Annotated in this window: 20 protein-coding genes; 8 read left to right on the top strand and 12 right to left on the bottom strand. The window is 75.5% G+C overall.

Annotated features, from left to right (window positions below):
- Positions 1-21: 21 nt before the first annotated feature.
- Positions 22-1,125, top strand: coding sequence for a calcium:cation antiporter (locus AC1VWI_RS34050; RefSeq protein WP_499514852.1), 1,104 nt, complete (start codon positions 22-24; stop codon positions 1,123-1,125).
- A 12-nt stretch (positions 1,126-1,137) separates the two neighbouring features.
- Here AC1VWI_RS34050 and AC1VWI_RS34045 read toward each other — a convergent pair whose 3' ends face one another.
- Together AC1VWI_RS34045 and AC1VWI_RS34040 are read right to left on the bottom strand one after the other, a co-directional pair.
- Complete coding sequence (locus tag AC1VWI_RS34045; protein ID WP_499514851.1) at positions 1,138-1,569, bottom strand: DUF7919 family protein; 432 nt, start codon at positions 1,567-1,569, stop codon at positions 1,138-1,140.
- A 192-nt stretch (positions 1,570-1,761) separates the two neighbouring features.
- Positions 1,762-3,978, bottom strand: coding sequence for a phage holin family protein (locus tag AC1VWI_RS34040; RefSeq protein ID WP_499514850.1), 2,217 nt, complete (start codon positions 3,976-3,978; stop codon positions 1,762-1,764).
- Positions 3,979-4,133: 155 nt separating this feature from the next.
- On the opposite strand from AC1VWI_RS34040, the gene AC1VWI_RS34035 reads away from it, so the two are divergent.
- Both AC1VWI_RS34035 and AC1VWI_RS34030 read left to right on the top strand, forming a co-directional pair.
- Complete coding sequence (locus AC1VWI_RS34035; protein WP_499514849.1) at positions 4,134-4,916, top strand: MBL fold metallo-hydrolase; 783 nt, start codon at positions 4,134-4,136, stop codon at positions 4,914-4,916.
- Positions 4,913-5,581, top strand: a complete 669-nt coding sequence (locus AC1VWI_RS34030; RefSeq protein ID WP_499514848.1) for a DedA family protein — start codon at positions 4,913-4,915, stop codon at positions 5,579-5,581. Before AC1VWI_RS34035 ends, AC1VWI_RS34030 begins: the two co-directional genes overlap by 4 nt.
- Positions 5,582-6,363: 782 nt before the next feature.
- Here the strand turns inward: AC1VWI_RS34030 and AC1VWI_RS34025 are convergent.
- Positions 6,364-7,599, bottom strand: a complete 1,236-nt coding sequence (locus tag AC1VWI_RS34025; RefSeq protein ID WP_499514847.1) for an aminotransferase class I/II-fold pyridoxal phosphate-dependent enzyme — start codon at positions 7,597-7,599, stop codon at positions 6,364-6,366.
- Positions 7,600-7,766: 167 nt separating this feature from the next.
- Here AC1VWI_RS34025 and AC1VWI_RS34020 point away from each other — a divergent pair, with 167 nt between their 5' ends.
- Positions 7,767-7,928 carry a hydrophobic protein gene (locus tag AC1VWI_RS34020; RefSeq protein WP_499514846.1) on the top strand — a complete coding sequence of 54 codons (162 nt, stop codon included), beginning with the start codon at positions 7,767-7,769 and terminating at the stop codon, positions 7,926-7,928.
- 89 nt (positions 7,929-8,017) lie between these two features.
- On the opposite strand, the gene AC1VWI_RS34015 is transcribed toward AC1VWI_RS34020, so the two are convergent.
- A complete protein-coding gene (locus AC1VWI_RS34015) occupies positions 8,018-8,278 on the bottom strand; it encodes a DUF6158 family protein (protein ID WP_499514845.1) in 261 nt (86 codons plus the stop codon).
- 152 nt (positions 8,279-8,430) lie between these two features.
- Here AC1VWI_RS34015 and AC1VWI_RS34010 point away from each other — a divergent pair, with 152 nt between their 5' ends.
- Both AC1VWI_RS34010 and AC1VWI_RS34005 read left to right on the top strand, forming a co-directional pair.
- On the top strand, positions 8,431-8,811 hold the full coding sequence (locus AC1VWI_RS34010; protein ID WP_499514844.1) for a DUF2795 domain-containing protein: 381 nt from the start codon (positions 8,431-8,433) through the stop codon (positions 8,809-8,811).
- 109 nt (positions 8,812-8,920) lie between these two features.
- On the top strand, positions 8,921-10,390 hold the full coding sequence (locus tag AC1VWI_RS34005) for a bifunctional phosphatase PAP2/diacylglycerol kinase family protein (RefSeq protein ID WP_499516981.1): 1,470 nt from the start codon (positions 8,921-8,923) through the stop codon (positions 10,388-10,390).
- A 78-nt stretch (positions 10,391-10,468) separates the two neighbouring features.
- Here the strand turns inward: AC1VWI_RS34005 and AC1VWI_RS34000 are convergent, their stop codons facing one another.
- The 3 genes from AC1VWI_RS34000 to AC1VWI_RS33990 all read right to left on the bottom strand — a co-directional run bounded on the left by AC1VWI_RS34000 (position 10,469) and on the right by AC1VWI_RS33990 (position 14,040).
- A complete protein-coding gene (locus AC1VWI_RS34000; protein WP_499514843.1) occupies positions 10,469-10,882 on the bottom strand; it encodes an SseB family protein in 414 nt (137 codons plus the stop codon).
- 88 nt (positions 10,883-10,970) lie between these two features.
- Positions 10,971-12,041, bottom strand: a complete 1,071-nt coding sequence (locus tag AC1VWI_RS33995; protein WP_499514842.1) for an RNA ligase (ATP) — start codon at positions 12,039-12,041, stop codon at positions 10,971-10,973.
- A 73-nt stretch (positions 12,042-12,114) separates the two neighbouring features.
- The gene (locus tag AC1VWI_RS33990; protein ID WP_499514841.1) at positions 12,115-14,040 is read right to left on the bottom strand and encodes a DUF5107 domain-containing protein; all 1,926 of its coding nucleotides are present in this window, start codon (positions 14,038-14,040) and stop codon (positions 12,115-12,117) included.
- Positions 14,041-14,212: 172 nt separating this feature from the next.
- Between AC1VWI_RS33990 and fes the strand changes: the two genes are divergently transcribed.
- Positions 14,213-15,565, top strand: a complete 1,353-nt coding sequence (fes, locus tag AC1VWI_RS33985; protein WP_499514840.1) for an enterochelin esterase — start codon at positions 14,213-14,215, stop codon at positions 15,563-15,565.
- 891 nt (positions 15,566-16,456) lie between these two features.
- A complete protein-coding gene (locus AC1VWI_RS33980) occupies positions 16,457-16,975 on the top strand; it encodes a GNAT family N-acetyltransferase (RefSeq protein WP_499514839.1) in 519 nt (172 codons plus the stop codon).
- On the opposite strand, the gene AC1VWI_RS33975 is transcribed toward AC1VWI_RS33980, so the two are convergent.
- Genes AC1VWI_RS33975 through AC1VWI_RS33955 form a run of 5 tightly spaced genes read right to left on the bottom strand, consistent with a single transcriptional unit; the run spans position 16,948 to position 20,767 of the window.
- Positions 16,948-17,451, bottom strand: a complete 504-nt coding sequence (locus tag AC1VWI_RS33975) for a methyltransferase family protein (protein WP_499514838.1) — start codon at positions 17,449-17,451, stop codon at positions 16,948-16,950. The two genes, AC1VWI_RS33980 and AC1VWI_RS33975, sit on opposite strands and share 28 nt — an antisense overlap.
- Positions 17,448-18,254 (bottom strand): ABC transporter ATP-binding protein, encoded by an 807-nt coding sequence (locus tag AC1VWI_RS33970; protein ID WP_499514837.1) that lies wholly within the window; start codon positions 18,252-18,254, stop codon positions 17,448-17,450. The genes AC1VWI_RS33975 and AC1VWI_RS33970 overlap by 4 nt, the downstream gene beginning before the upstream one ends.
- The gene (locus AC1VWI_RS33965) at positions 18,247-19,020 is read right to left on the bottom strand and encodes an ABC transporter permease (RefSeq protein ID WP_499514836.1); all 774 of its coding nucleotides are present in this window, start codon (positions 19,018-19,020) and stop codon (positions 18,247-18,249) included. The genes AC1VWI_RS33970 and AC1VWI_RS33965 overlap by 8 nt, the downstream gene beginning before the upstream one ends.
- A complete protein-coding gene (locus AC1VWI_RS33960; RefSeq protein ID WP_499514835.1) occupies positions 19,017-19,790 on the bottom strand; it encodes an ABC transporter permease in 774 nt (257 codons plus the stop codon). The genes AC1VWI_RS33965 and AC1VWI_RS33960 overlap by 4 nt, the downstream gene beginning before the upstream one ends.
- Positions 19,787-20,767, bottom strand: a complete 981-nt coding sequence (locus AC1VWI_RS33955) for an ABC transporter substrate-binding protein (RefSeq protein ID WP_499514834.1) — start codon at positions 20,765-20,767, stop codon at positions 19,787-19,789. Before AC1VWI_RS33955 ends, AC1VWI_RS33960 begins: the two co-directional genes overlap by 4 nt.
- Positions 20,768-21,000: the final 233 nt, after the last annotated feature.

Here is a 21,000-nt window from a genome sequence, read left to right as displayed (position 1 = left end):
CGAGCTGTCAGTCTCGGAGGCATGACCGCTCGCTTCCCCGTGTCCGCCCTGCACTGGACGGTCCTCGTCCCGGTGCTCTCGGTGGTCCTGCTGGCCCTGACGTGGGGACGGGCGCTGCCGGTGGCCGTGGTCGTGGTCGTCGCGGTCTTCCTGGCCGTCGCGGTACTCGCCGCCGTCCACCACGCGGAGGTGGTGGCGCACCGGGTGGGGGAACCCTACGGCGCGCTCGTGCTGGCGGTGGCGGTGACCGTCATCGAGGTGGCGCTGATCCTCACCCTGACGGCGGACGGCGGCCCGAAGAGCGCGGGCCTGGCCCGTGACACCGTCTTCGCCGCGGTCATGATCACCTGCAACGGCATCATGGGGCTCTGCCTGCTGGTGGGGGCGCTGCGCCGGCGGGTGGCGGTCTTCAATCCGGAGGGCACGGGCGCCTCCCTGGCGACGGTGGCGACGCTCGCCACCCTCAGCCTCGTGCTGCCGACGTTCACCACCAGCACCCCGGGCCCGCGCTTCTCCACCGCCCAGCTCACCTTCGCCGCGCTGGCGTCGCTGGTGCTGTACGGCCTGTTCGTCGCGACGCAGACGGTACGGCACCGCGCGTACTTCCTGCCGGTGAAGCCGGGCGGCGAGGTGATCGACGTCTCGGAGGACGACTCCGTCCCGCCCACCGTCCGCGCCGCGATGTTCAGCCTGGCGCTGCTGGTGGTGGCGCTGGTCGCGGTCGTGGGGCTGGCCAAGGTGGAGTCGCCGACGATCGAGCAGGGCGTGCAGTACGCCGGCCTGCCGTCCTCCTTCGTCGGCGTCGTCATCGCCCTGCTGGTGCTGCTGCCCGAGACCATCGCCGCGGTGCGCGCGGCCGCCCGCGACCGTGTGCAGACCAGCCTCAACCTGGCGCTCGGCTCGGCGATGGCGAGCATCGGGCTCACCATCCCCGCGGTCGCGGTGGCCTCGGTGTGGATGTCCGGCCCGCTGCTGCTCGGGCTCGGCGCCACGCACATGGTGCTGCTGGCGATCACCGTCGCCGTGGGCACCCTGACGGTGATACCGGGACGCGCCACGCCGCTGCAGGGCGCGGTGCACCTGGCCCTGCTGGCGGCGTACATGGTGCTCGCGATCAGTCCCTGAGCCGGGCGGGGCCTACCGGCAGCCGGCGACGACGCGGCCGGCCAGGACGGCCTCGACGAAGGGCTCGGGCGGGGCGTAGCGGTGGGCCAGGACGTAGTGGACGACCAGGTCGGGTGCGATCAGCCAGGTGCCGCCGCCACCCTCCACCCGTACCTCGCCGTGGCCCACGAGGATCCGCTCGCCGCCGCGGGAGACGCTCACCGGGTGGAAGCGACCGCCCCCGATCAGCCTGCGGCGGCACAGGGTGCAGCCGTACCAGCCGTGGGTGATGGCGCACAGGTGGTCGCGGCACAGGGCGAAGAGGCGGTCGGCGAACTCCTCGGAGGGCTCCGCCTGCGTATAGGGGCGGGCGGGGTCCAGCCAGCCGACGGCCCGGGCGGAGACGTCCGGCGGAATCGTTTCTGTGAAGTAGGCGTACGGGCTCAGGTCCTCGTAGTACGGCATCGCAGCCTCTCCCACCCGCGGACCCCCGCCCGCGCGCACCGTCCGATCGATCGATCGCGGGCAAGCGTCCAGCAGCGGCGCCCGTAGGTCAATCACCCGTACGTGGCGGGCCTGCGCCGGTGCGCCCCCGGCGGCCGTGCGGTCCACCCGAAGGAGACCCGCGCCGGACACCAGTCCCGTGCGCGGCGCGCGTCAGCCGACGACCGGTTGCTCGTCCTTGCCGTCCTCGACCGGGGGCGCCTGCGCCAGGGGCTTGCGGCCGAGCCAGCCGCCCAGCAGCTCGTGCACGGCCCCGGCGCCCACCAGGCGTTCCTGCGGATCGGGACCGTCCAGGTCGAACGGGTGCAGCAGGAAGGCGCGGCTCTGGTCGCCCCCCAGGCCGCCGTGCGAGCCCACCTGCTCTTCGAAGGCGTGCACGGTCCGGGTGACCGGGTCGTACGCCGAGTTGACCATGAGGTCGGCGGCGTGCGGGAAGCGGGCGGTGCGCAGCACGGCGGCCGCCGCGCCCGGCCCGAACGGCGCCAGCGGGTCGCGGCCGGTGACCCGGCCCGTCTCCAGCTCGTGCTCGCCGCCGTCCCCGCCCAGCACCAGCGGCCCGCGCTCCCGGTCCAGGACCAGCACGAAGCCGACCCCCGGGTGCTCTGCCAGCGTCCGCAGCAGGGCCGGGTGGCGGGCCTCGACGCCCTGCCGGTCCGCCCGCCCCGGGAGGTCGGGGAAGGAGATCAGCGCCAGGTTCCCCGAGGCCAGCACCACCGGGTCCGAGGACGGCCCGGCCGTCTCCTGCTCCTCGCCCGCGCGGCCCCCGTGCTCCGGGCGGTGCAGTGCCGCACGGGCCGCCGCGCGCGCCTCGGCACCGCTGGCCGTGCCCCGCACGCGGCGGCGCACCGGCAGCCCGCACCCCGCCCGGACCAGGTCCCGCAGGGTCAGCCCGTACGCGGACTCGAAGGTCTCGCCCTCGCTCTGGCCGTGGTCGGACAGCAGCACGATCCGGTAGGGGCGCGGCGCGTACCGGGAGGCGTCGGCGATCAGGCGGATGGCGCGGTCCAGACGGCGCAGCACCCGCATCGCGTCCCGGCTGCGCGGCCCGGAGTGGTGCGCGACCTCGTCGTACGCGACGAGGTCGGCGTAGACGGCGCCCCGCCCGGCGAGCATGTCGCCGACGACGGCCGCCACCGCCACGTCCCGCTCGACGACGGTGGCGAAGGCCCGGAGGAAGGGGTAGAGGCCGCCGCGCCGCACCCGGGGACGCTCGTGACGCAGCCGCGCCGACGTGGACTCGGTGATCTCGCGGACGACCTCCGCGAAGAAGGACGCGGCGGTGCGCACGGCGTTGGCCGGGTCGGAGAAGTACGCGAAGTAGCCGGTCCGGGAGCGGGTGGCGCCGACCCGGGCGAGGACGGCCGCGGGATCGCCGCCTTCCGGGGCGCCGACCGCCCGGGACCGCAGCCGTGCCATCGCGAGCCGGTCGGCGGAGAAGCGCCGGCGGCGGGTCGACACCGACATCACCAGCGCCAGCTGCTCGGCGCCGCCGCTGAACAGGTTGCCCCGGCTCGCGCCGTCCGGCGCCAGCAGCCCCGGCCGCCCGGTGCGGGCGACCGCGCGGCGCTCCAGCTCGGCCGCGCAGGAGGGCCGGTTGCAGACCATGACCTGCCCGGTCTCCTTCTCGTACCAGCGGAAGGCGGGCACGTCCTCGTTGCTGCCGTGCAGGATGGCCAGCTGGCTTGCGCCGGTCTGGCTGCTCCAGTCGGTGGTCCACGGCACCAGGCGGTGGCTGCCGTCGAGCCAGTCGGCGACGGTCTCCATCGCCGGGGGGCGCAGCCGCCCCTTGCGCGTCACCGGGCGCACGGCCTCGCGCAGCACGTCGTGCCCGACGCCGTCCAGCTGGACGAAGACGAAACCCGGCTCCCTCGTGCCGTCCGCGCCGGCGGTGTCGTGGCCCCCGCCACCGCGACGCCGGCCGGCCAGGCGCGCCAGGCGCCGGCCGTACGCCGCGTCGTCGCGCATGGCGAGCGTCGTGCTCGTCGCGGACGACGCCGCCGACATCACGGCGGCGATCACCACGGCTGTGGCCGGGGCGATGTCGCCCTGCCAGTCGGGGGTGAAGCGGAAGGCGAGCAGCAGCAGCGAGCCGTTGAGGAAGAACACCAGCAGGCCCAGCACCAGCGCGGGCACCAGCAGCACGGCCCGGACCAGCACCGGCCAGACCAGCGCGCTCAGCAGACCGAAGGCACCGGCGGCGGCCGCCGCCGTCACCGCGATGCGGGTGGGGCTGTCACCGCCGGGCGACTGGATGCGGAAGTCGGGCAGGATCCCGGCGAGCACGGCCATCGTCGCCGTCACCACCGCCCACACGACCAGCACGCGGACGATCGCGCCCCCGGCGGCCCGCCACCGACGCAGCACGCCCACCCTCTCCTCGTCCCCTCACGTCTGCGCACGACCCCGCGCGTCCCCGAACACGAATACCCCCAGACTGTCACAGTCCCCCCTGGGCCCCGCGGCGCACCGGGGGCACACGGCGGGCGCGCCGGAGCATAGGCTCGGGGCGAGACGAGGAGGCGCGAGTGGCGGTCGAGATCACCTGGTGGGGACACGCGACGGTGACCGTGCGGGACTCGGGGGTGCGCGTGCTCACCGATCCGCTCTTCGCCCCGCGCCTGGCCCACCTGCGCAGGCGGCGCGGCGCGGTCCCGCCGCCGGGCGCGGCCCTGGCGGACGTCGCCGTCATCTCCCACCTGCACGCCGACCACCTGCACACCGGCTCGCTGGCCCGGCTCTCCCGGGGTACCCGGGTACTGGTGCCGCGCGGGGCCCCCGCCGCGGTGCCCCGGCTGCGGCGGCTCGCCGCGGACCGGCGGCTGGAGCTGACCGAGGTCGCCCCCGGTGACGAGGTGAAGGTGGACGCGCTGACGGTACGCGTGGTGAGCGCCGCGCACGACGGACGGCGCCTGCCGTACGGGCCGCGCCGCTCCCCCGCGCTCGGCTACGTGCTGGTGGGCGAGGAACGGACCTACTTCGCCGGGGACACCGGGCTGTTCGACGGGATGGCGGACGAGGTCGGCCCCTGCGACGCCGCCCTGCTGCCCGTCGGCGGCTGGGGACCGTTCCTCGGTACCGGCCACCTCGACGCCGGGCGCGCCGCCCGGGCCCTGGCGCGGCTCGCCCCGCGCGCCGCCGTCCCCATCCACTACGGGACGTACTGGCCGATCGGCATGGACGCCGTCCGCCCGCACGAATTCCACTCCCCCGGCGAGGAGTTCGTCCGGCTCGCCGGGCAGCTGGCACCGGCGGTGGCGGTGCACCGGCTGGAGCACGGCGAGAGCATGCTGCTGGAGGCCGCCAGGTGAGCGGACTCACCCTGCTCGCGGAGCAGACCACCTCGCAGTCCACCGGCCAGGTGGTCGGCTACCCCTCGCTCTTCCTGCTGGTCGTGCTCGGCTCGCTCGTGCCGGTCGTGCCCACCGGCGCGCTCGTCAGCAGCGCCGCCGTCGTCGCCTTCCACCAGACCGCCCCCTTCTCCCTCGCGCTGGTCTTCGTCGTCGCCGCGGGCGCCGCCTTCCTCGGCGACATGGGCCTCTACCTGCTCGGCCACCGCGGCATACGCTCCCGCAACGGCTCGCGCTGGCTGCGGCAGCTCCAGCAACGCGCCGACCCCGCACGCCTCGCCGACGCGCAACGCCGGCTCGACGACCACGGCGTCGCCGTCCTCGTCCTGTCCCGCCTGATACCCGCCGGGCGCATTCCGGTGATGGTCGCCTGCCTGCTCGCCGAGATGCCCGTCCGCCGCTTCGCCCGCGGCGACGTCCCCGCCTGCCTGGCCTGGGCGGCGGCCTACCAGCTCATCGGCATCCTCGGCGGCACCCTCTTCCCCGAGCCGTGGCAGGGCGTCCTGCTCGCCGTCGCGCTCACCCTCCTCATCGCCTCCGCCCCCCAGCTCTGGCGCCGCCTGCGCGGCCTCACGACCACCTCCGCCACCCCCGACGACACCCCGGCCGAACACCCCGGCCACTGACCGCCTCCCGGCGGGGGTACCCCCGGACCCGCGGCCGCCCCGTCGGCAGGCGGGGTACACGGTGCTCGCGGATCCCCGAACGATCCGGCCCGAACGCCGCTCGTCGTCAGGTCGGACGACACCGCCCCGGCAGCCACGCGCGCCCGCGCCGGCTCCGTGCCGAAGGCGCTCGCGCCACCCCCGACGACACCCGGCCACCGACCGCCTCGCGGCGTCCGCGGATGGAGCCCGCCGTCCAGGCCCGACTTCAGGGCGCTGCTCGCGGCCTACCGGCCGGAGAGCCCGGCAGGGGCCCAGGTACGCGCCGTCGTCAGGGCACCGGGACTGTGGCGGTTGCGCGGGTGCGCAACCGGGGCGCCTGCGAAGGCGGATGGCGCCGACCCGCAGCCGGCGCCTCCACGGCCGCGGGCACGCGGTGTGCCGGGCCCGCCCCGGGAAGCACCGTCGCACCGACGGTCGACGCCCACGGGCCGCATCAGCCCCACATCGGCCTCACCCCGGCCACCCGAGGCCCGCAGCCCGCGCGGGCGCACGGCGCTGCGGGCCCCTGCCGCAGCGGCCACGCGCGCCCTGCGCCGGCGCCTCACCGCGCCCGCAGCGGCTCCGTGCCGAACCCGCCCGCACGCACACCGCGCCCCCCGGGGGACAGCAGCTTCGCGGAACCCGTCCCGGACGGCCCCGCGTTCGTACCCGGCCAGACGACCTCGGCCGTGGCATCGGCGCCGCCACGCCCGGGCATCGGCGCGGAGTGGTCTCCACGCCGTCACCGTCATCAGCGGGGCTCAGCCGGCGCCCCTGGCCAGGCCGGTGATCGCGGACTCGAGGTCGGACAACGCGGCGGCGACGTGGGGGAGTTCGAGGGGGAACGGGGAGGTGAGGGCGGCGTGGCGCTGGGGGTCGTCGGTGCCGTGGAGGGGGCCGGTGTCGATGCGGACGTGGAGGGCGGACGGGTCGTCGCCGAAGCGGTGGCCGCCGGGGACGGGGCGGCCGAGGCGGGCGGACAGGGCGGTCTCCAGGGTGGGCGCGTCCGTGACGCCGGCGGCCGCCAGGGCGTGCCGCAGGGGGCCGAGGTCGGCGTAGAGGTGGAAGCCCGCTTCGGGCGGACGGCACAGGGCGCCCGCGCGGGTGACCGCCACGTACGAGGCGGCGCCGAGGGCGGCGTGCAGGCGGGTGGCGGCGGCGAGATGGGCCCGGACGTCGGCGCCCTCGGCGAGCGCGTGGGCGGCCGTGGCGGCCACCGGCTCCGCAAGCACCGCTCGCAGCCCGGCGCAGCGGTCCGCCACGGCGGCGCGCAGGCGCGCGCCCTCGGCGGTGGCCGGGAAGCGGGCGATCGCCACGGGCCAGGACGGCGGGGCCAGGGCGGCGCACAGGTCCACGACGACGATCGTCCGGCCGGGCAGCATCTCGGCGGGGGTGAGCAGCACGGTCTCGTGCGGATGGTGCACCGTGTCGGCGTACGTCTCGTCGGAGACCAGCAGGAGCCCGCACTGCTCGGCCGCCTCGCACACCTCGTGCAGCAGTTCGGGGGGCGTCACCGTCCCGCTGGGGTCGTCGGCGGCCGACATGAGCAGCACCCGCGGGTCGCTGCCCTCCGCGCGGGCCCGGCGTACCGCTTCCAGCAGGGCGAAGGGGTCGGGTGCGCCGCCGCCCACCGCGGGGGTCTGCACGGTCGTGGCGCGTCGGCCCAGGGTCCGCACCAGCGGCGCCTGCCAGGCGGCGGCGGGCCTGGCGAGCACGACGTCGCCGTCCACCGCGGCGAGCAGCGCCAGCAGCAGGGGCTCCGCGCCCGGCGCGGCGACGGTGTCGGCCGCGGTCGTGGCGAGCCCACGGCGCTCCCAGTGCCCCGCGGCGGCCGCGCGCACCGCCTCACCGCCCCCGGGCGGCTCCGGCACGGCACCGCCCGGCATGCCCGCGGACAGCCGCTCCGCCCAGTACCGCGGCACCGGCAACCCCGGGTCGGGGCGCAGACCGGCCCGCGCGAGGCGCCCGGCAGGGGCCGGCGGTGAGGTCCGCTGCATCCGTACCTCCGGTGGGATCGGGTGACCGGCGGGATCCGGCGACCGGGCCCACAGCCCGGCCCCCGCCGCCACCCTCGCACGCGCTCCGCGCTCCCGCCGCCGGGGCGCGCGAATCCCGCTGCGTGCCACCGGGAATCCAGGGCAACCGGAATCCAGGAGGTGTTCCCATGGTCCCGCTGCTCGTCGTCCTGCTGCTGGCCCTCGTCCTGTTCGGCGCGGCTTTCGCGGTCGACGTCCTGTGGTGGGCCGCCCTGGTCGTCCTGGTGCTGTGGCTGCTCGGATTCGTGGCACGGAGCGGTTCCGGCGGCTCGCGCCGGCACCGGTGGTAGTGGACGCGACCGCGAGCGGCAGGAGAGGCGTGCGGCGGCCGTCGGGGGGCCGCGCGCCCCGGATCCGCGAGGGCTCCTCCCCCGGTCCGCTATTGCTGCGCCTGGACCGGCATGCGCAGGCTCCGGGCCCTCGCCCCGGCCCGCGTACGGCCGGCGGAGACCATCCGCTGGGGATGACGGCGCAGGTACTCGCCCTCCAGGGCCGCCATCCGCGAGTTGTGGGCGTCGAGGGCCGCCCCGGAGCCGTACAGCAGCGTCTCGTGGCGGGTCCGGTGGACCGACTCCAGTTCCTGCACCAGTTGTCGTTCATCCAGGTCTGCGGGGTCGACCCCGCCGGGGTAGCGGCTCATGGGTCGCGCACCTTCCTTTCGCCTCCTGTCACCTCGCCCGTTTGGTACCCCCGGTGCGGGGATTCATCCGCTTCTGTGGGCATTCAACAGGCATCGGATCCCTGGTCCGGGTAGACGATGGAGAGACCTGACCCCTGAGGAAAGGAGCCACCGTGCAACGAGGAAGCGACCGTCTGAGCGTCCACCGTGACGACGAGATGAAGCACGAGCTGCGCGAGCTGCTGCGCTCCGGGCACTCCACCCGCGTCGAGGAGTGGCACGACCCCGAACCCGCCGCCGACGACGACCCCGAGGTCGGCACCGGGCCGGCCTGGGCGGGTGCCCCCGAGGGCACGGCGGTGCGGTTCGAGCTCGGCCGGCATCTGACCCGGGAGCCGTTCCCCGCCCGGCGCGGCGACCTGCTGCGGGCCCTGCGCGACCGGCACGCGCCGGACCCCCTGACCGACCTGGTGGACGGACTCCCCGGCGACAACCGGCGGTACGCCAACGTCCAGGAAGTCGTACGGACGCTGGGCATGCGCCCGGAGGCCTGACGGGCCGCACGACCGCGACGCGGGCCGCGGGGCCGGTCCACCGGCCCCGCGCGCCCCGCGCCCACCGACCGCACCGCCCGGGAATCGATCGATCGTGGAGGTAGCCGTTGTGCGCCGGATCCTGAGCGCATGGGACAAGGAGCTGTTCCTGAACGTGGCGACCCGTTCGTGGCCCGCCGCCGAGCCGGTGCTGCCGCGGCTCAGCAGGGCCGCCAACCACGGGCTGCTGTGGTTCGGGGTCGCGGCCGGCATCGCGGCCGTCGGCGGCCGCACCGGCCGGCGCGCCGCCCTCCGCGGCGCCGCCTCGCTGGCGGTGGCGTCGGCGGTGGTCAACACCGTCGGCAAGGGCGCGGTGCGCCGCAACCGCCCGGTCCTCGACGCCGTGCCGGTGATCCGCCGGCTGTCGCGGCAGCCCGGCACCACGTCCTTCCCGTCCGGCCACGCCGCGTCGGCCGCCGCGTTCGCCGCGGGCGTCGCCCTGGAATCGCCCCGCTGGGGCGCCGTGGTGCTGCCGGTCGCCTGGTCGGTGGCGTTCTCCCGGATCTACACCGGCGTGCACTACCCCAGCGACGTCGCCGCCGGGATGGCCCTCGGCGCGGGCGCGGCCCTGGCCGTACGCGGCCTGGTCCCCACCGGGCGGCAGCTGGCGGTGCCCCCGACCCCCCGGGCCGACGCCCCGGCCCTGCCCGACGGCCGCGGGCTGTACGCGGTGGTCAACGAGGTCTCCGGTCCTCCGCCGCTGCTCGGCCCGCCGGCCGAGCGGCTGCGTGGCGCACTGCCCGAGGCCGTGGTCGAGGAGTGCTCCGAGGACGACGATCTCGCCGAGATGCTGGAGAAGGCCGCCCAGCAGGCCGCGGAGGCCGGCGGCGCGCTCGGCATCCACGGCGGGGACGGCAGCGTCAGCCTCGCCGCGTCGGTCGCGCTGCGGCACGGTGTGCCGTTGCTCGTCTCCCCCGGCGGCACGTACAACCACTTCGCGCTGGACCTGTCGATCGAGAGCATCGAGGACGCCGCACGGGCGGCCCGGGAGGGCACCGCGATCGCCGTCGACGTCGCGCGGGTCTCCCCGACCGGCGACGCCGCGGGCGGGGAGGACGGGTCCGCGCGGTCCACGGTCTTCCTCAACACCTTCAGCATCGGCGTCTACCCCGACCTGGTCCGCTACCGCGAACGCTGGTCGCGGCGCGTGGGCAGCTGGCCCGCGGGGGTGCTGGCCGCGGTGCACGTGCTGCGCACCTCCGCCCCGATCGACCTGGAGATCAACGGACGGCGGCACTCGGTGTGGATGCTCTTCGCCGGCAACGGCGCCTACCGCAGCATCGGCCCGGCGCCGCTGCGCCGCCGTGCCCTGTCCGACGGGCAGCTCGACGTCCGCATCGTCCCCGGCAGCCCCTACGCCCGCACCCGTCTGCTCGCGGCCGCCCTCACCGGCTCCACCACGGCCCTGCTGCGGCGGCTGCGGATCGGCGGCGTGGACCCCGGCGTCCGCCTGGCCTTCGACGGCGAGGTGGCGCCCGCACCGCGCGACCTGGTCATCGACAAGGCCAACGAGGCCCTGACCGTCTACCGGCCGCTCTGACCCGGGCAGCACGACGCGGGCCGCGCTCCCCGGGGGCGCGGCCCGCGTGGCACGCGCGGGTGGCCGGACGGCCGTCGGTCAGCCCGACAGGCCCGCCAGCGCACGGACGCCCTCGCCCTTGATGGTGAGCGTGTCCGGCGACCCCGCGTCTATCGCGAGTGTGAGCTCGTCCGACGGCCAGCCGCTGCTCAGCGCCGCGAGGGGCAGGATGCGGTACCCCCGCGCGTTCGGCAGGGCGTGCGCCAGGCGCACCTCCGAGGTGAAGACCGGGACCAGCTTCGTCCCGTCCTCCTGCTCGAAGACCGGCAGGCTGATCGTCTCCTGCTCCGCCCCGTCCCCCGCGGACTCCTCCGGCGCCCCCGGCACCGGCAGCAGGATGTCGCTGGCGGCCAGGGTGCTGAGCGCGGCCGCGTTGTCACCGCCGGTGGCGATCTCGTGCAGGGCACGCTGTGCCGGGGGCTGCGCACCGTTAGGAGTGGTGAAATCGGTCATGGCCGTTCCCTTTCCGTTGCTTGCGTACGGGGTGGCTCGGGGGCTGCGCGTACCCAGCGGGGGAACGGTCATGCGTGCTCCGCGGGTGTCACTCGTACTCGGTGCCGCCCTTGCGGGTGAGGTAGGCGTCGCTGACCGTCTTGAGGACGGCGCGTCCGCCGAGCTCGGGGCTGTGCCGGTCGGGGGCCGCCCGGACCACGACGCCCTCGCGCAGGTGCAGGGCGCGGCCGGAGACGGTCTCGGCGCCCCGCGCGAGCTCCAGGACGACGTCGAGGTCGTACGGGCCCCGGTAGAGCGTGGGCACCAGCGGCACGCTCCCGGCCGGGAGTACCTCGGCGGGGTCGAACCAGCGGACCGCCCCGTCGATCTCGGCGGCGACGTCGAAGGCCGCGTAGCCGGGCGTGTCGCGGCCCGCGTCGGCGCCGTAGCCGAGGTCCTGGACACCGGCGCCGTAGACCTCGCCGAAGATCGCCACGCGGGTGGCGCCGAGCCGGCCGGCGAGGGCCGCGGCGACCTCGGGCAGGCCGTGTCCGCGGACGGCGCGCCAGTAGAGGTTGCCGTCGGCCTCCTTCAGGGCGAGGCGCTGGGCGCCCAGCCCCTTGGAGGTGACCAGCACGCGTCCCGGGTCGGCGAGGTAGGTCAGGCAGCAGGCCGTTCCGTGGAGCTTCTCGGTGATCGCGACCGGCTCGCCCGCGCCGAACACCCCGGGGTGGCGCTTGACGTTCTCGATGTCGATCCACGGCAGCAGGTCCGGCGCGGACTCCACGTCGCCGCTCATCGACACCGGGACCGGCGGCACCCACTTGGTGATGCCGAGCAGCTCCGCGAAGTCGGTGGCGTCGCCGGCGGCCCGCGCCAGGTCCGTGCCCTCGAGCGCGGCCGGGCGGCAGACGATGCCCTGGGACAGCTCGCCGCGCAGCCGCACCGCCTTGACGCGGTCGGCCGCGGGGCCGGCGAGCCGTCCGGTCAGGCCGAGCTCGTCGATGAGCGCGGAAGGCAGCACGGACTGCTCGGGGATGTACAGCGCGAAGTCGCCGGTCCGGTAGGCGCCCTTGGCCACGACCGCCCGGTAGAGGCCGACCTGGGCGAGTTCCAGGGCGTCCGCGTTCGGGTGGTCGTGGACGGTGAGCCGTTCGGCCGTGACGCGCAGCGTCGACATCGGGTTCCCCCTCGTGGTGGTGCGTGGATCGCACCACTGTGCGGGGTGCCGCGCGTCGCGGGCGAACGGTTTTTCAGGGTGCCGGTGCCATGCGGAAGTCGTACGCCCGGGGCAGCGGTTCGTCGGTGAGGGCCTGCCAGGTGGTGTGCAGCGACTCCTCCCCCTCCCTGAGGTCGTCGACGGTGAAGCCCTCGTCGAAGACGGCCCGCGCGGCCGCGATGTCGCCCGCGGCGAGCAGGACTTGGGCGTGCAGCAGCCGGAAACGGCCCCGGGCGCGGAGGGCGCCGGGCAGGGCTTCCAGCACGGCGGCGGCGTCGCCGGGGCGGCGGGCGGCCAGGAGGGCCGGTACCGCCTCGCGGGCCAGGGCGCCCGCGGCGGCGGCCCAGGCGTCACCCCCGGGGACGGCCCGGAAGGCGTCGAGGTGGCGCTGGGCGGCGCGCTCCGGATTGCCGTCGGTCTGGTCGGCGACGGCCAGGCAGTGCAGCGGCAGGCACGAACCCGACCCCGCGGCGGCCCGCTCCCAGCTGAGCACGGCCTGGGCGCGGTCACCGGCGTGCCACTGGGCGAGGCCCAAGTGGTAGTCCAGGGCCCAGCCGTTGCCCTCGTAGGTGGCCGCGGTCTCCAGCAGTTCCCGCCACTCCGGGGAGACGAGCGCGGGGCCGGGGACCAAGTCCTCGCCGAGCCGTGGAAAGACCCCGGCGAGCAGGAGTTCCAGCCAGGGCTTCTGCCGCGCGCCCATGGTGTCGGCGGCGAAGGGCGTGCCGGGCAGGTCGAAGCGGCCGCGGGTGACCTCCAGCGCACCCCAGCCGGAGCCGGTGGCGAGGACGTCCTTGGGCTCGGTGTCCGCGGCGGGCAGCCACGCCTCGTGGGCGGCGCGCAGGTGTTCGCGCGGCAGGACCGCCTCCAGCCGTTCCGCCACGGCGCGGGAGCCGGCGCCGGGAGCGGTCTCCAGCGGGCCGTAGGCCTCCAGCCAGCTCACGGCGGCACCCGGGGCCAGGGGGAGGTGTTCCAGCTGGGTGGGGGCGAGTCCGGCCTGGATCTCCAGGTAGCCCGGGGCGTCGCCCTCGTCCCCGGCGAGCCAGCGTTGCCAGCGGCGTCCGCCGGGGCCCCGGCCCCAGACGAAGAGCTTGCGGCCGCCGAGGGCGTCGGTGGAGGTCTGCACGAGGCCGCGGCCGTCGGTGTCGAGGGCGGCGATCCAGGGGCGGGTGCCGTCGGGCAGGTCGTAGAACCAGTCCGCGGGGTGCTCGGAGGCGGTGGGCGCCTCGGGGGCGGGCACCCGCTGGAGGGTGCGGGAGGCGCCGAAGTGCCAGGCGTGGGTGGCGGGTGCGACGACGCGGGTGCCAGGTGTCTGGGGTACGGCGGTGTTGGACCACCAGTAGAGGGGAACGGTCCGGTGGTGAGGATTGCGGACGCGTACCCCCGCGTAGAGGAAGTCGGAGCCCTCGGGGAGCCACAGGTCGATCTGGAACGGCAGGTCGCGCAGCCGCTCCCACTCCCAGAGGCGGAGCATCTCGCCGCCGTCGGGGGCGGGGACGCGGGCGGCGTGGAGCGGGGCACAGCTGAGCGTGGTGTGCCCGGTGGCGCCGGGGTTCCATTCGACGCCGCCGGAGAACCAGGCGCCGGCGAGGCCGAAGTCGGCGTACTGCAGGACGGGGTCGGCGTGCAGCAGTTCACGGCCCGTGGGCTTGTGGTGCAGCGCGTACAGGCGGCCGCCGAGACCGGGCAGGACGGTGGCGCGCAGCCGGTCGTTCTCCAGGACGACCGCGTCCAGCGCGGTGGGCACGCGTTCGCGGGTGTAGCCGTCGAGACGCGGTACGGGGAGCAGGGTGCGCAGTTGCCCGTAGGCGATGCGCCGGGCCATGCCGGTCGGGAGCGCGGCGCTCTCGGCGGGGTCGAGGACGTGCGGGTCCCCGGACGCGCGGAGCGCGGGCAGGGGGTTCTCCGGGCCGAGCGGGCTGGCCGGGAGGGTGAGGGTGGTGCGTCGCACGGTGGTGGCCAAGAGGTCCCTCTCTCTGTCACCGGTGGTCGGGTGAGGACATGGAACCCCCTTTCGGCCTGCGCCGTCAGGGGTTTGGACCTCACGGAACGGGCCGCGTGCGGACTTCAATATATGGTGAACGTCATTTTGGCCTTCTTTTGCCGTCGGACAGGTCCGGGAGGGTTTGCCGATCATGCTGTCCACGCTGTGGAGCCCGCCGAACGGCACGCCCTCGCGTGCGCCCCGCGTTCCGCGTCCCGCCCCGGTCGAACGCGCGCACAGTCCGCGGCTGGCGGCGCTCGCCGCCCGCCCCGAGCGCGAGGCCGAGTTCTGGCGGGCCGTGGAGGCCGAGGGGACACCGCTGGTGGAGCGCCTGGACGGCGACCCCGGGCACGCCGCGGTCACCTTCCTGTGGCGCGGCACGGCCGCGACGCGCGCCGTACTGGCCCTGCCCAACCAGGTGCTCGACCCTGACGACCTGGCCGGCAACCTGATGTCGCGCGTGCCGGGCACGGACGTGTGGCACTGGACGATAAGGATGCGGGCCGACTGGCGCGCCACGTACGCGCTCTGCGTGGACGAGGGCGACGGCGCGGGCGTGGCCCCGTCGGGGCCCAAGGGCCAGGCGTACCTGCGCGGGCTGCGGCGGAGCCCGCGGCGCGACCCGCTCAACCGGGCGGACTTCCCCACCCGCTGGGGCACCGAGCCGCTGTCGGTGGTCGCCCTCCCCGCGGCACCGGCACCGCTCGGCGTGGGGCGGAACCGGCCCGGGACGCCGGTGGGCGAGGTCTCCGTCCACACCATGCGCAGCGCGCACCTGCGCAACTGGCGCCGTGTGTGGGCCTACGCCCCGTCCGGCTACGAGGACCTCGCCGGGCTGCCGGTGGTGGTGCTGCTCGACGGGGACGTGTGGCAGCAGCACCTCGACGTCTCGGCGCTGCTCGACGGGCTCGTGGCGGCCGGCGCGCTTCCCCCGCTCGTCGCGCTGATGCCGGACGCGCTGGACAGCGACACCCGGCGCCGCGAACTCACCTGCGACGACCGCTTCGTGGCCTTCCTGACGCGTGAACTGCTGCCCTGGGCCGCGCGTCGGTGGCCGGTCAGCGGCGACCCGGCGCGCACGGTCGTGGCCGGCCAGGGCCTCGGCGGGCTGGCCGCCGCGTACGCGGCGTTGCGCCGGCCCGAGCGGTTCGGGAACGTGCTCGCCCAGTCCGGCGCCTTCTGGTGGCCGGCCGGGCGCCGCGCGGGAGCCCTGCCCGAGGAGTGGCTGACCGGGCGCGTGGCGTCGCTGGCGCGAAGACCGGTGCGGTTCCACCTGTCGGCGGGCCTGCAGGAATGGGGCCTGACGGCCGTGGTCCGGCGGCTGCGGGACACCCTGCTGGCCCAGGGCTACGAGGTGGCACACCACGAGTACAACGGCGGCCACGACTACCTGTGCTGGCGCGAGGAACTCGCCCACGGCCTGGCCTCCTTGCTGCGCGGCCCCTTCCCTGGCACCCTCCCCGGCCCCCGCGTATCGGCCCCGGCCGACACGGAGCCGGTCTGACGCGACGGCGCGGCACGCTCGTGGCGGGGGGCGGTGACGACCCGGGCGCGGCCCGGGCCCGGGAAGTGCCCCATGTCCAGGCCCCGTTGCCGCGCGGCCCCTCCCCCGCACCCGCGTATCCGCCCGGGCCGTCACGGAGCCGGTCGCACGCGGCGGCGCGGCACGGCCGCGCCGGCGGCGGTGACGACCCGGGCGCGGCCCGGCCACTGCGGGACACGTACCGGGCCGGGACGGCAAGGGAAGTGCCACATGGCCACGCCTCGTTGCCGCGCGGCCCCTCCCCCGCAACCGCATATCCGCCCAAGCCGACACGGAGCCGGTCGCACGCGGCGGCGCGGTACGCTCGTGCCGGCGGCGGTGACGATCCGGGCACGGCCCGGCCACTGCGGGACACGTACAGCGGGGCGCGCCCCTGGCCCCATCCGTCGACCGCGGCTGCGCGCCGCCGGGCGCACGTGAGGGCGGCGCGGGCGCGGGGTCCGCCATGACCACGGCGTGAGCCGGACCTCCCACCCGGCGCGGCGGATGCCTGCGCACAGCCGAACCGGCACGACGCCCCGTCCGTTCGCGGCGTCACCGGAGCCGTCGACCACCCAAACCCCTTCGCCACCGCGACACGGTGCACAAGGCCGTCCGCCCCGCGGCCGGGGCATCCCTACCCGAACCGGCGGGCGTCGGCGCGCACATGCGTCAACCCGCCGAGCGGGCGGGCGCGTCGCGTGGCCCGGTCGACGACGACCGCCGCGGCACCCCCCTGACCACGCGGTATGCGCGGCCGCCCGCGCGCCGGGCCGCCGCGAACCGCCCTGGGCACCCCGGAAGGACGGCCAACGGAGTGGCCGCGCTCGAAATGCGCTTGCCGGGCGGGGGCGGGGCGTCCAGACTGCCCGGGTGCTGATTCGACGTGAGACCCCCGACGACGTCCCGGCCGTGCAGGCACTCACCGCGGAGGCGTTCGCCTCGGCGGAGCATCCCGTCCCCGTCGAGGTCACGCTGCTGGCCGAGTTGCGGAAGTGCGACGCCTGGCTGCCGGAGCTGTCCCTGGTCGCCGTGGACGCCGACGGCGAGAGCGTCGTCGGCCATGTCGTCTGCACGCGGGCGCACGCCGGCCGCACGCCCGTGCTCGGTCTGGGCCCGTTGAGCGTCGCGCCGGAGTACCAGCGCAAGGGCGTCGGCCTGGCGCTGGTGCACACCGTGCTGGGCGCGGCGGACGCCCTCGGGGAACCGCTCGTGGCCCTGCTGGGCAGCCCGGACTACTACGGCCGGTACGGCTTCCGGGCGAGCACGGACTACCGGATCACGCCGCCCGAACCGGCCTGGGGACCGTACTTCCAGGTGCGCCCGCTGTCCGCCTACACCCCTTCGGTCAGCGGGGAGTTCCGCTACGCGGAGCCCTTCGACCGGGTCTGAGAGAACCGCGGCAGCCACGCGGGCACGGCCCGCCGGTACGCCTCGTACGCCTCGCCGTGGGCCGCGCGCAGCGTCGGCTCCTCGTACCAGCGGACGAACGCGGCGACCGTCAGCCACACGGCGGCGGCGTAGAGGAACAGGACGGGCCGCAGGAGCAGTAGTCCCTGCCCGGCGACGAGCGCCACGACGGCGAGGTACATGGGGTTGCGGACCCGGGCGTACGCGCCGCCGGTGACGAGGCGTTCGGTGGGGGCCACGGGCGCGGGCGTGCCGAGCCCCTCGCGGACGAAGCGGGCGAAGCCGTGCAGGAGGACCGCCGCGCCGGCGAGGGCGAGCAGGCCGCCGGCGGCCCGTACCGGCCAGGGGCCGTCGCCGGACGCGTACCCGGTCAGCCACCAGGGGACGAGCCCCGCCACGACGCCGGGCGCGGCGAGGAGGAAGACCGCGCTGCCGAGCGCGGCCGTGGACCGTCTCATGTCTTCATGGTGCCCGCGGGCGGCCGACCCGGACCCGTCTTGGCGGCACGGATGTGCCCGTAGACGTGGGCGCGCAGTTCGGCGAAGCGGGGGTCGGAGCGGGTGATGATCTGGTCGCGGTCGTGGGGGAGGTCGACGTGCAGGTCCTCCTGGACGACGGTGGGCGCGGCGGAGAGGACGACGACACGGCGGGCGAGGTAGACGGCCTCGTCGATGTCGTGGGTGACGAGCATCGTGGTGATGCCGAGGCGGTGCCAGAGCCCGAGGAGGAGGTCCTCGAGGTCGGCGCGGGTCTGGGCGTCCACGGCGGCGAAGGGCTCGTCCATGAGCAGGACCTGGGGCTCGTAGGCGACGGCGCGGGCGATGGCGACGCGTTGCTGCATGCCTCCGGACAACTGCCAGGGGTGGGCGGCGCCCGCGTCGGCCAGGCCGACGGCGGCGAGCGCCTGCTGGACGAGGGCGGTGCGGCGCGGGCGGGGCACGCGCTTCTCGCGGAGCGGGAGTTCGACGTTCTGACAGACGGTCAGCCAGGGGAAGAGGCTGCGGCCGTACTCCTGGAAGACCACCGCCATGCCGGGTGGCGGCCCGTCGACGACGCGCCCGGCGAGCCGGACCTGGCCCGCGGTGGGCGTCAGGAGTCCGGCGACGCATTTGAGCAGGGTGGTCTTGCCGCAGCCGGACGGGCCCACGACGCAGACGAGTTCGCCGCGCTCGACGGTGAGGTCGATGCCGCGCAGCGCCTCGACGACGCGGCCGCGGCCGCGGCCCTCGTACACCTTGCGCAGTCCGGTGATCTCAAGCATGTGTCTCCCGTTGGTGCCAGTGCAGGACCCGGCGCTCGAGGGCGCGGAAGGCGAGCGAGAGCAGGAAGCCGACCAGGCCGAGCAGCACGATGCCGCTCCACATCTCGGGGATCTGGAACTGCCGCTGGAACAGCACGACCGAGTGGCCGATGCCCGAGGTGCTGGCGAACATCTCCGCGATGACCATGAGGATGATGGCCAGCGACAGCGCCTGCCGCAGTCCCGCCATGATCTGCGGGCTCGCGGCGGGCAGGACGAGGCGCCGCAGCCGGGCGGGGCCGCGCAGACCGTAGACGCGGGCGGTGTCGGCGAGCACCTCGTCCACGGCGCGGACGCCCTCGATGGTGTTGAGCAGGACGGGCCAGATCGCGCCGGAGACGATGACGAGGACCTTCATGGTGGTGTCGAGCCCGGCGACGAGCATGATCAGGGGCACGAGCACAGGTGGCGGGATCGCCCGGAAGAACTCCAGCGCGGGTTCGGTGGCGGCGCGCAGCCGGGCCGAGAGGCCGACGGCGGTGCCGAGGGCGACGCCGAGCAGCGCGGCGAGCGCGTACCCGGCGAGGAGCCGGGCAAGGCTGGGCAGGACGTCGTCGGTCAGGCGCGCGGTGAGCCACACGTCGCCGAAGACGGCGGCGATGCGCTGCGGCGAGGGCACGTAGAAGCTGGGCCGCCACACGCTCCACGCCCACCAGCCGAGGACGAGGAGGGCGGGCAGTCCCAGCACCCGCAGGGCCCCGAGCAGGAGGCGTGCGAGGCGGCTCATGCGGCGGCCTCCCCGCGCACGGAGGGGTGCCAGGCCAGCAGCCACCGCTCCAGGCGGCGTACGGCGAGGTTGACGACGACACCGATGATCCCGGCGAGGGTGATCAGGGCGTACACGGTGGCGACGGCGCCGCCGGACTGGGCGAGCTGGATGCGCAGTCCGAGCCCGGGGCTGCCGATGACCAGTTCGGCGGTGACGGCGAGGATGAAGGCGACCGAGGCGGCGAGCCGCAACCCGGTCATGACGTACGGGAGCGCGGTGGGCCAGACGAGGCGGCGCAGCGTCGTCCAGTGGCCGAGGCGGTAGGAGCGGGCGGTCTCGCGGGCGACCGGGTCGACGTCGGCGACGCCGTACAGCACTTGGATGAGCGCCTGCCAGAAGGCGGCGTACACGACCAGCAGGAGACTGGAGCCGAGGTCGGCGCCGAAGAGCAGGGTGGCGAGCGGGATGAGCGCCACGGAGGGGATGGGGCGGAGGAACTCGACGGTGGAGGCGGTGGCGGCGCGGGCGCCCGGGACGGCGTCGATGAGGGTGCCGAGCGCGACGGCGAGGACGAACGCGATGGCCAGACCCAGGGCCCAGGCGCTCATGGTGTCGCCGAGCGCCGACCAGAGTTGGCGGGTGGTCAGTTCGTGGCCGAGGGTGCGCAGGATCTCGCTCGCCGGGGGCAGGAAGTCCCGGGAGACCAAGCCGAGCCGCGGTACGGCCTCGGCGGTGCCGAACAGCACCGCGAGGCCGGCCGCTCCGTACGCGGCGTCGCGTCCCCTCATGGCAGGAGGGCCGCCAGGTCGGCGTCCTTGGTGAGCGTGCCGTCCTGGCGGGCGTCGTCGGCGACGGTCTGCACGGACTCCCGGTTGATCTCCGTCGGCCACTGGGGGAGCTTGATCTTCGCGATCGCCTCGGCGGGGATCGAGGTGTACGACTTGAGGATCTCGCGCACGGCGTCGGGGTGGGCGTCGGCGTAGGCGAGGGCCTCGTTCATGGCGGCGGTGAAGTCCTTCGCCAGCTCGGGGTCCTTCTGGAGCGTCTGCTGGGTGGTGAAGTACATGGCCACGGTGAGGTCCGGCGCGGCGTCGGCGTAGGGCCAGGCGACGGCGCGGGCCCCCTGCCCGGTGGCCTGGGTGACGAAGGGCTCGACCTCCCAGACCGCGTCGACCCGGCCCTTGGACAGGGCGGCCGGCATGTCGGGGAAGGGGATCTCGACGAACTCCACCTTGGAGGCGTCACCGCCGTCCTTGCGCACGGCGGCGCGCACGGTCGTGTCGCCGATGTTCTTCAACTGGTTGACGGCGACGGTCTTGCCCGCGAGGTCCTTGGCGGACTTGACCGGGCTGCCGGCCGGGACGAGGACGGCGCTGTAGTCGGTGTCCCGCTCCCCGGTGGAGGCGACGCCGTTGGCGACGACCTTGAGCGGCAGGCCCTGCTGCTGGGCCGTGAGCAGGGAGGTGGTGTTGGCGAAGCCGAAGGCGAACTGGCCGCCCATCACGCCGGTGATGCTGGCGGCGCCGCCCTGCACCGAGGTGATCTTCGCGTCGATGCCGTGCTTCTTGAAGAAGCCCTGGCTCTGGGCGAGGTACACCGGTGCGGTGTCGACGATGGCGATGGCGCCGACCGTGACGCTCCGTGCGCCTCCGCCGGAACCGGAGGGACCGCCCTTGCCGGCGGAGTCGTCGGAGTCGCCGCAGGCGGTGAGTCCGGCGGCGAGGAGCGCTGCCGCCGACAGGAGCAGGGGAAAGGTGCGACGCATGGGCACTCCCTGATCTGATCAGTTCCGTTCGCACAGTGAACTGTCGTTCATTGGGTGGTGCGCCAAGTGACGGTAGGGGCGCCGCGCGGCCGCGTCAACGGATCGCACAACGGCTCCTCGATGACAGTCGTGTCGCGGACGGGAGAGCAGGGGCACAGGAGGCGCGAGAGGCGGAATTACATGGAGAAAATCATGAATTGGAGGTATTTGCCCCTGGTGGTCCGCTTTCGCTC

The sequence above is a fragment of the Streptomyces sp. TOM-9 genome, from assembly GCF_056858595.1.
Note: the sequence above shows the minus strand (reverse complement) of the source record. Positions and strands in the feature narration are given on the sequence as shown.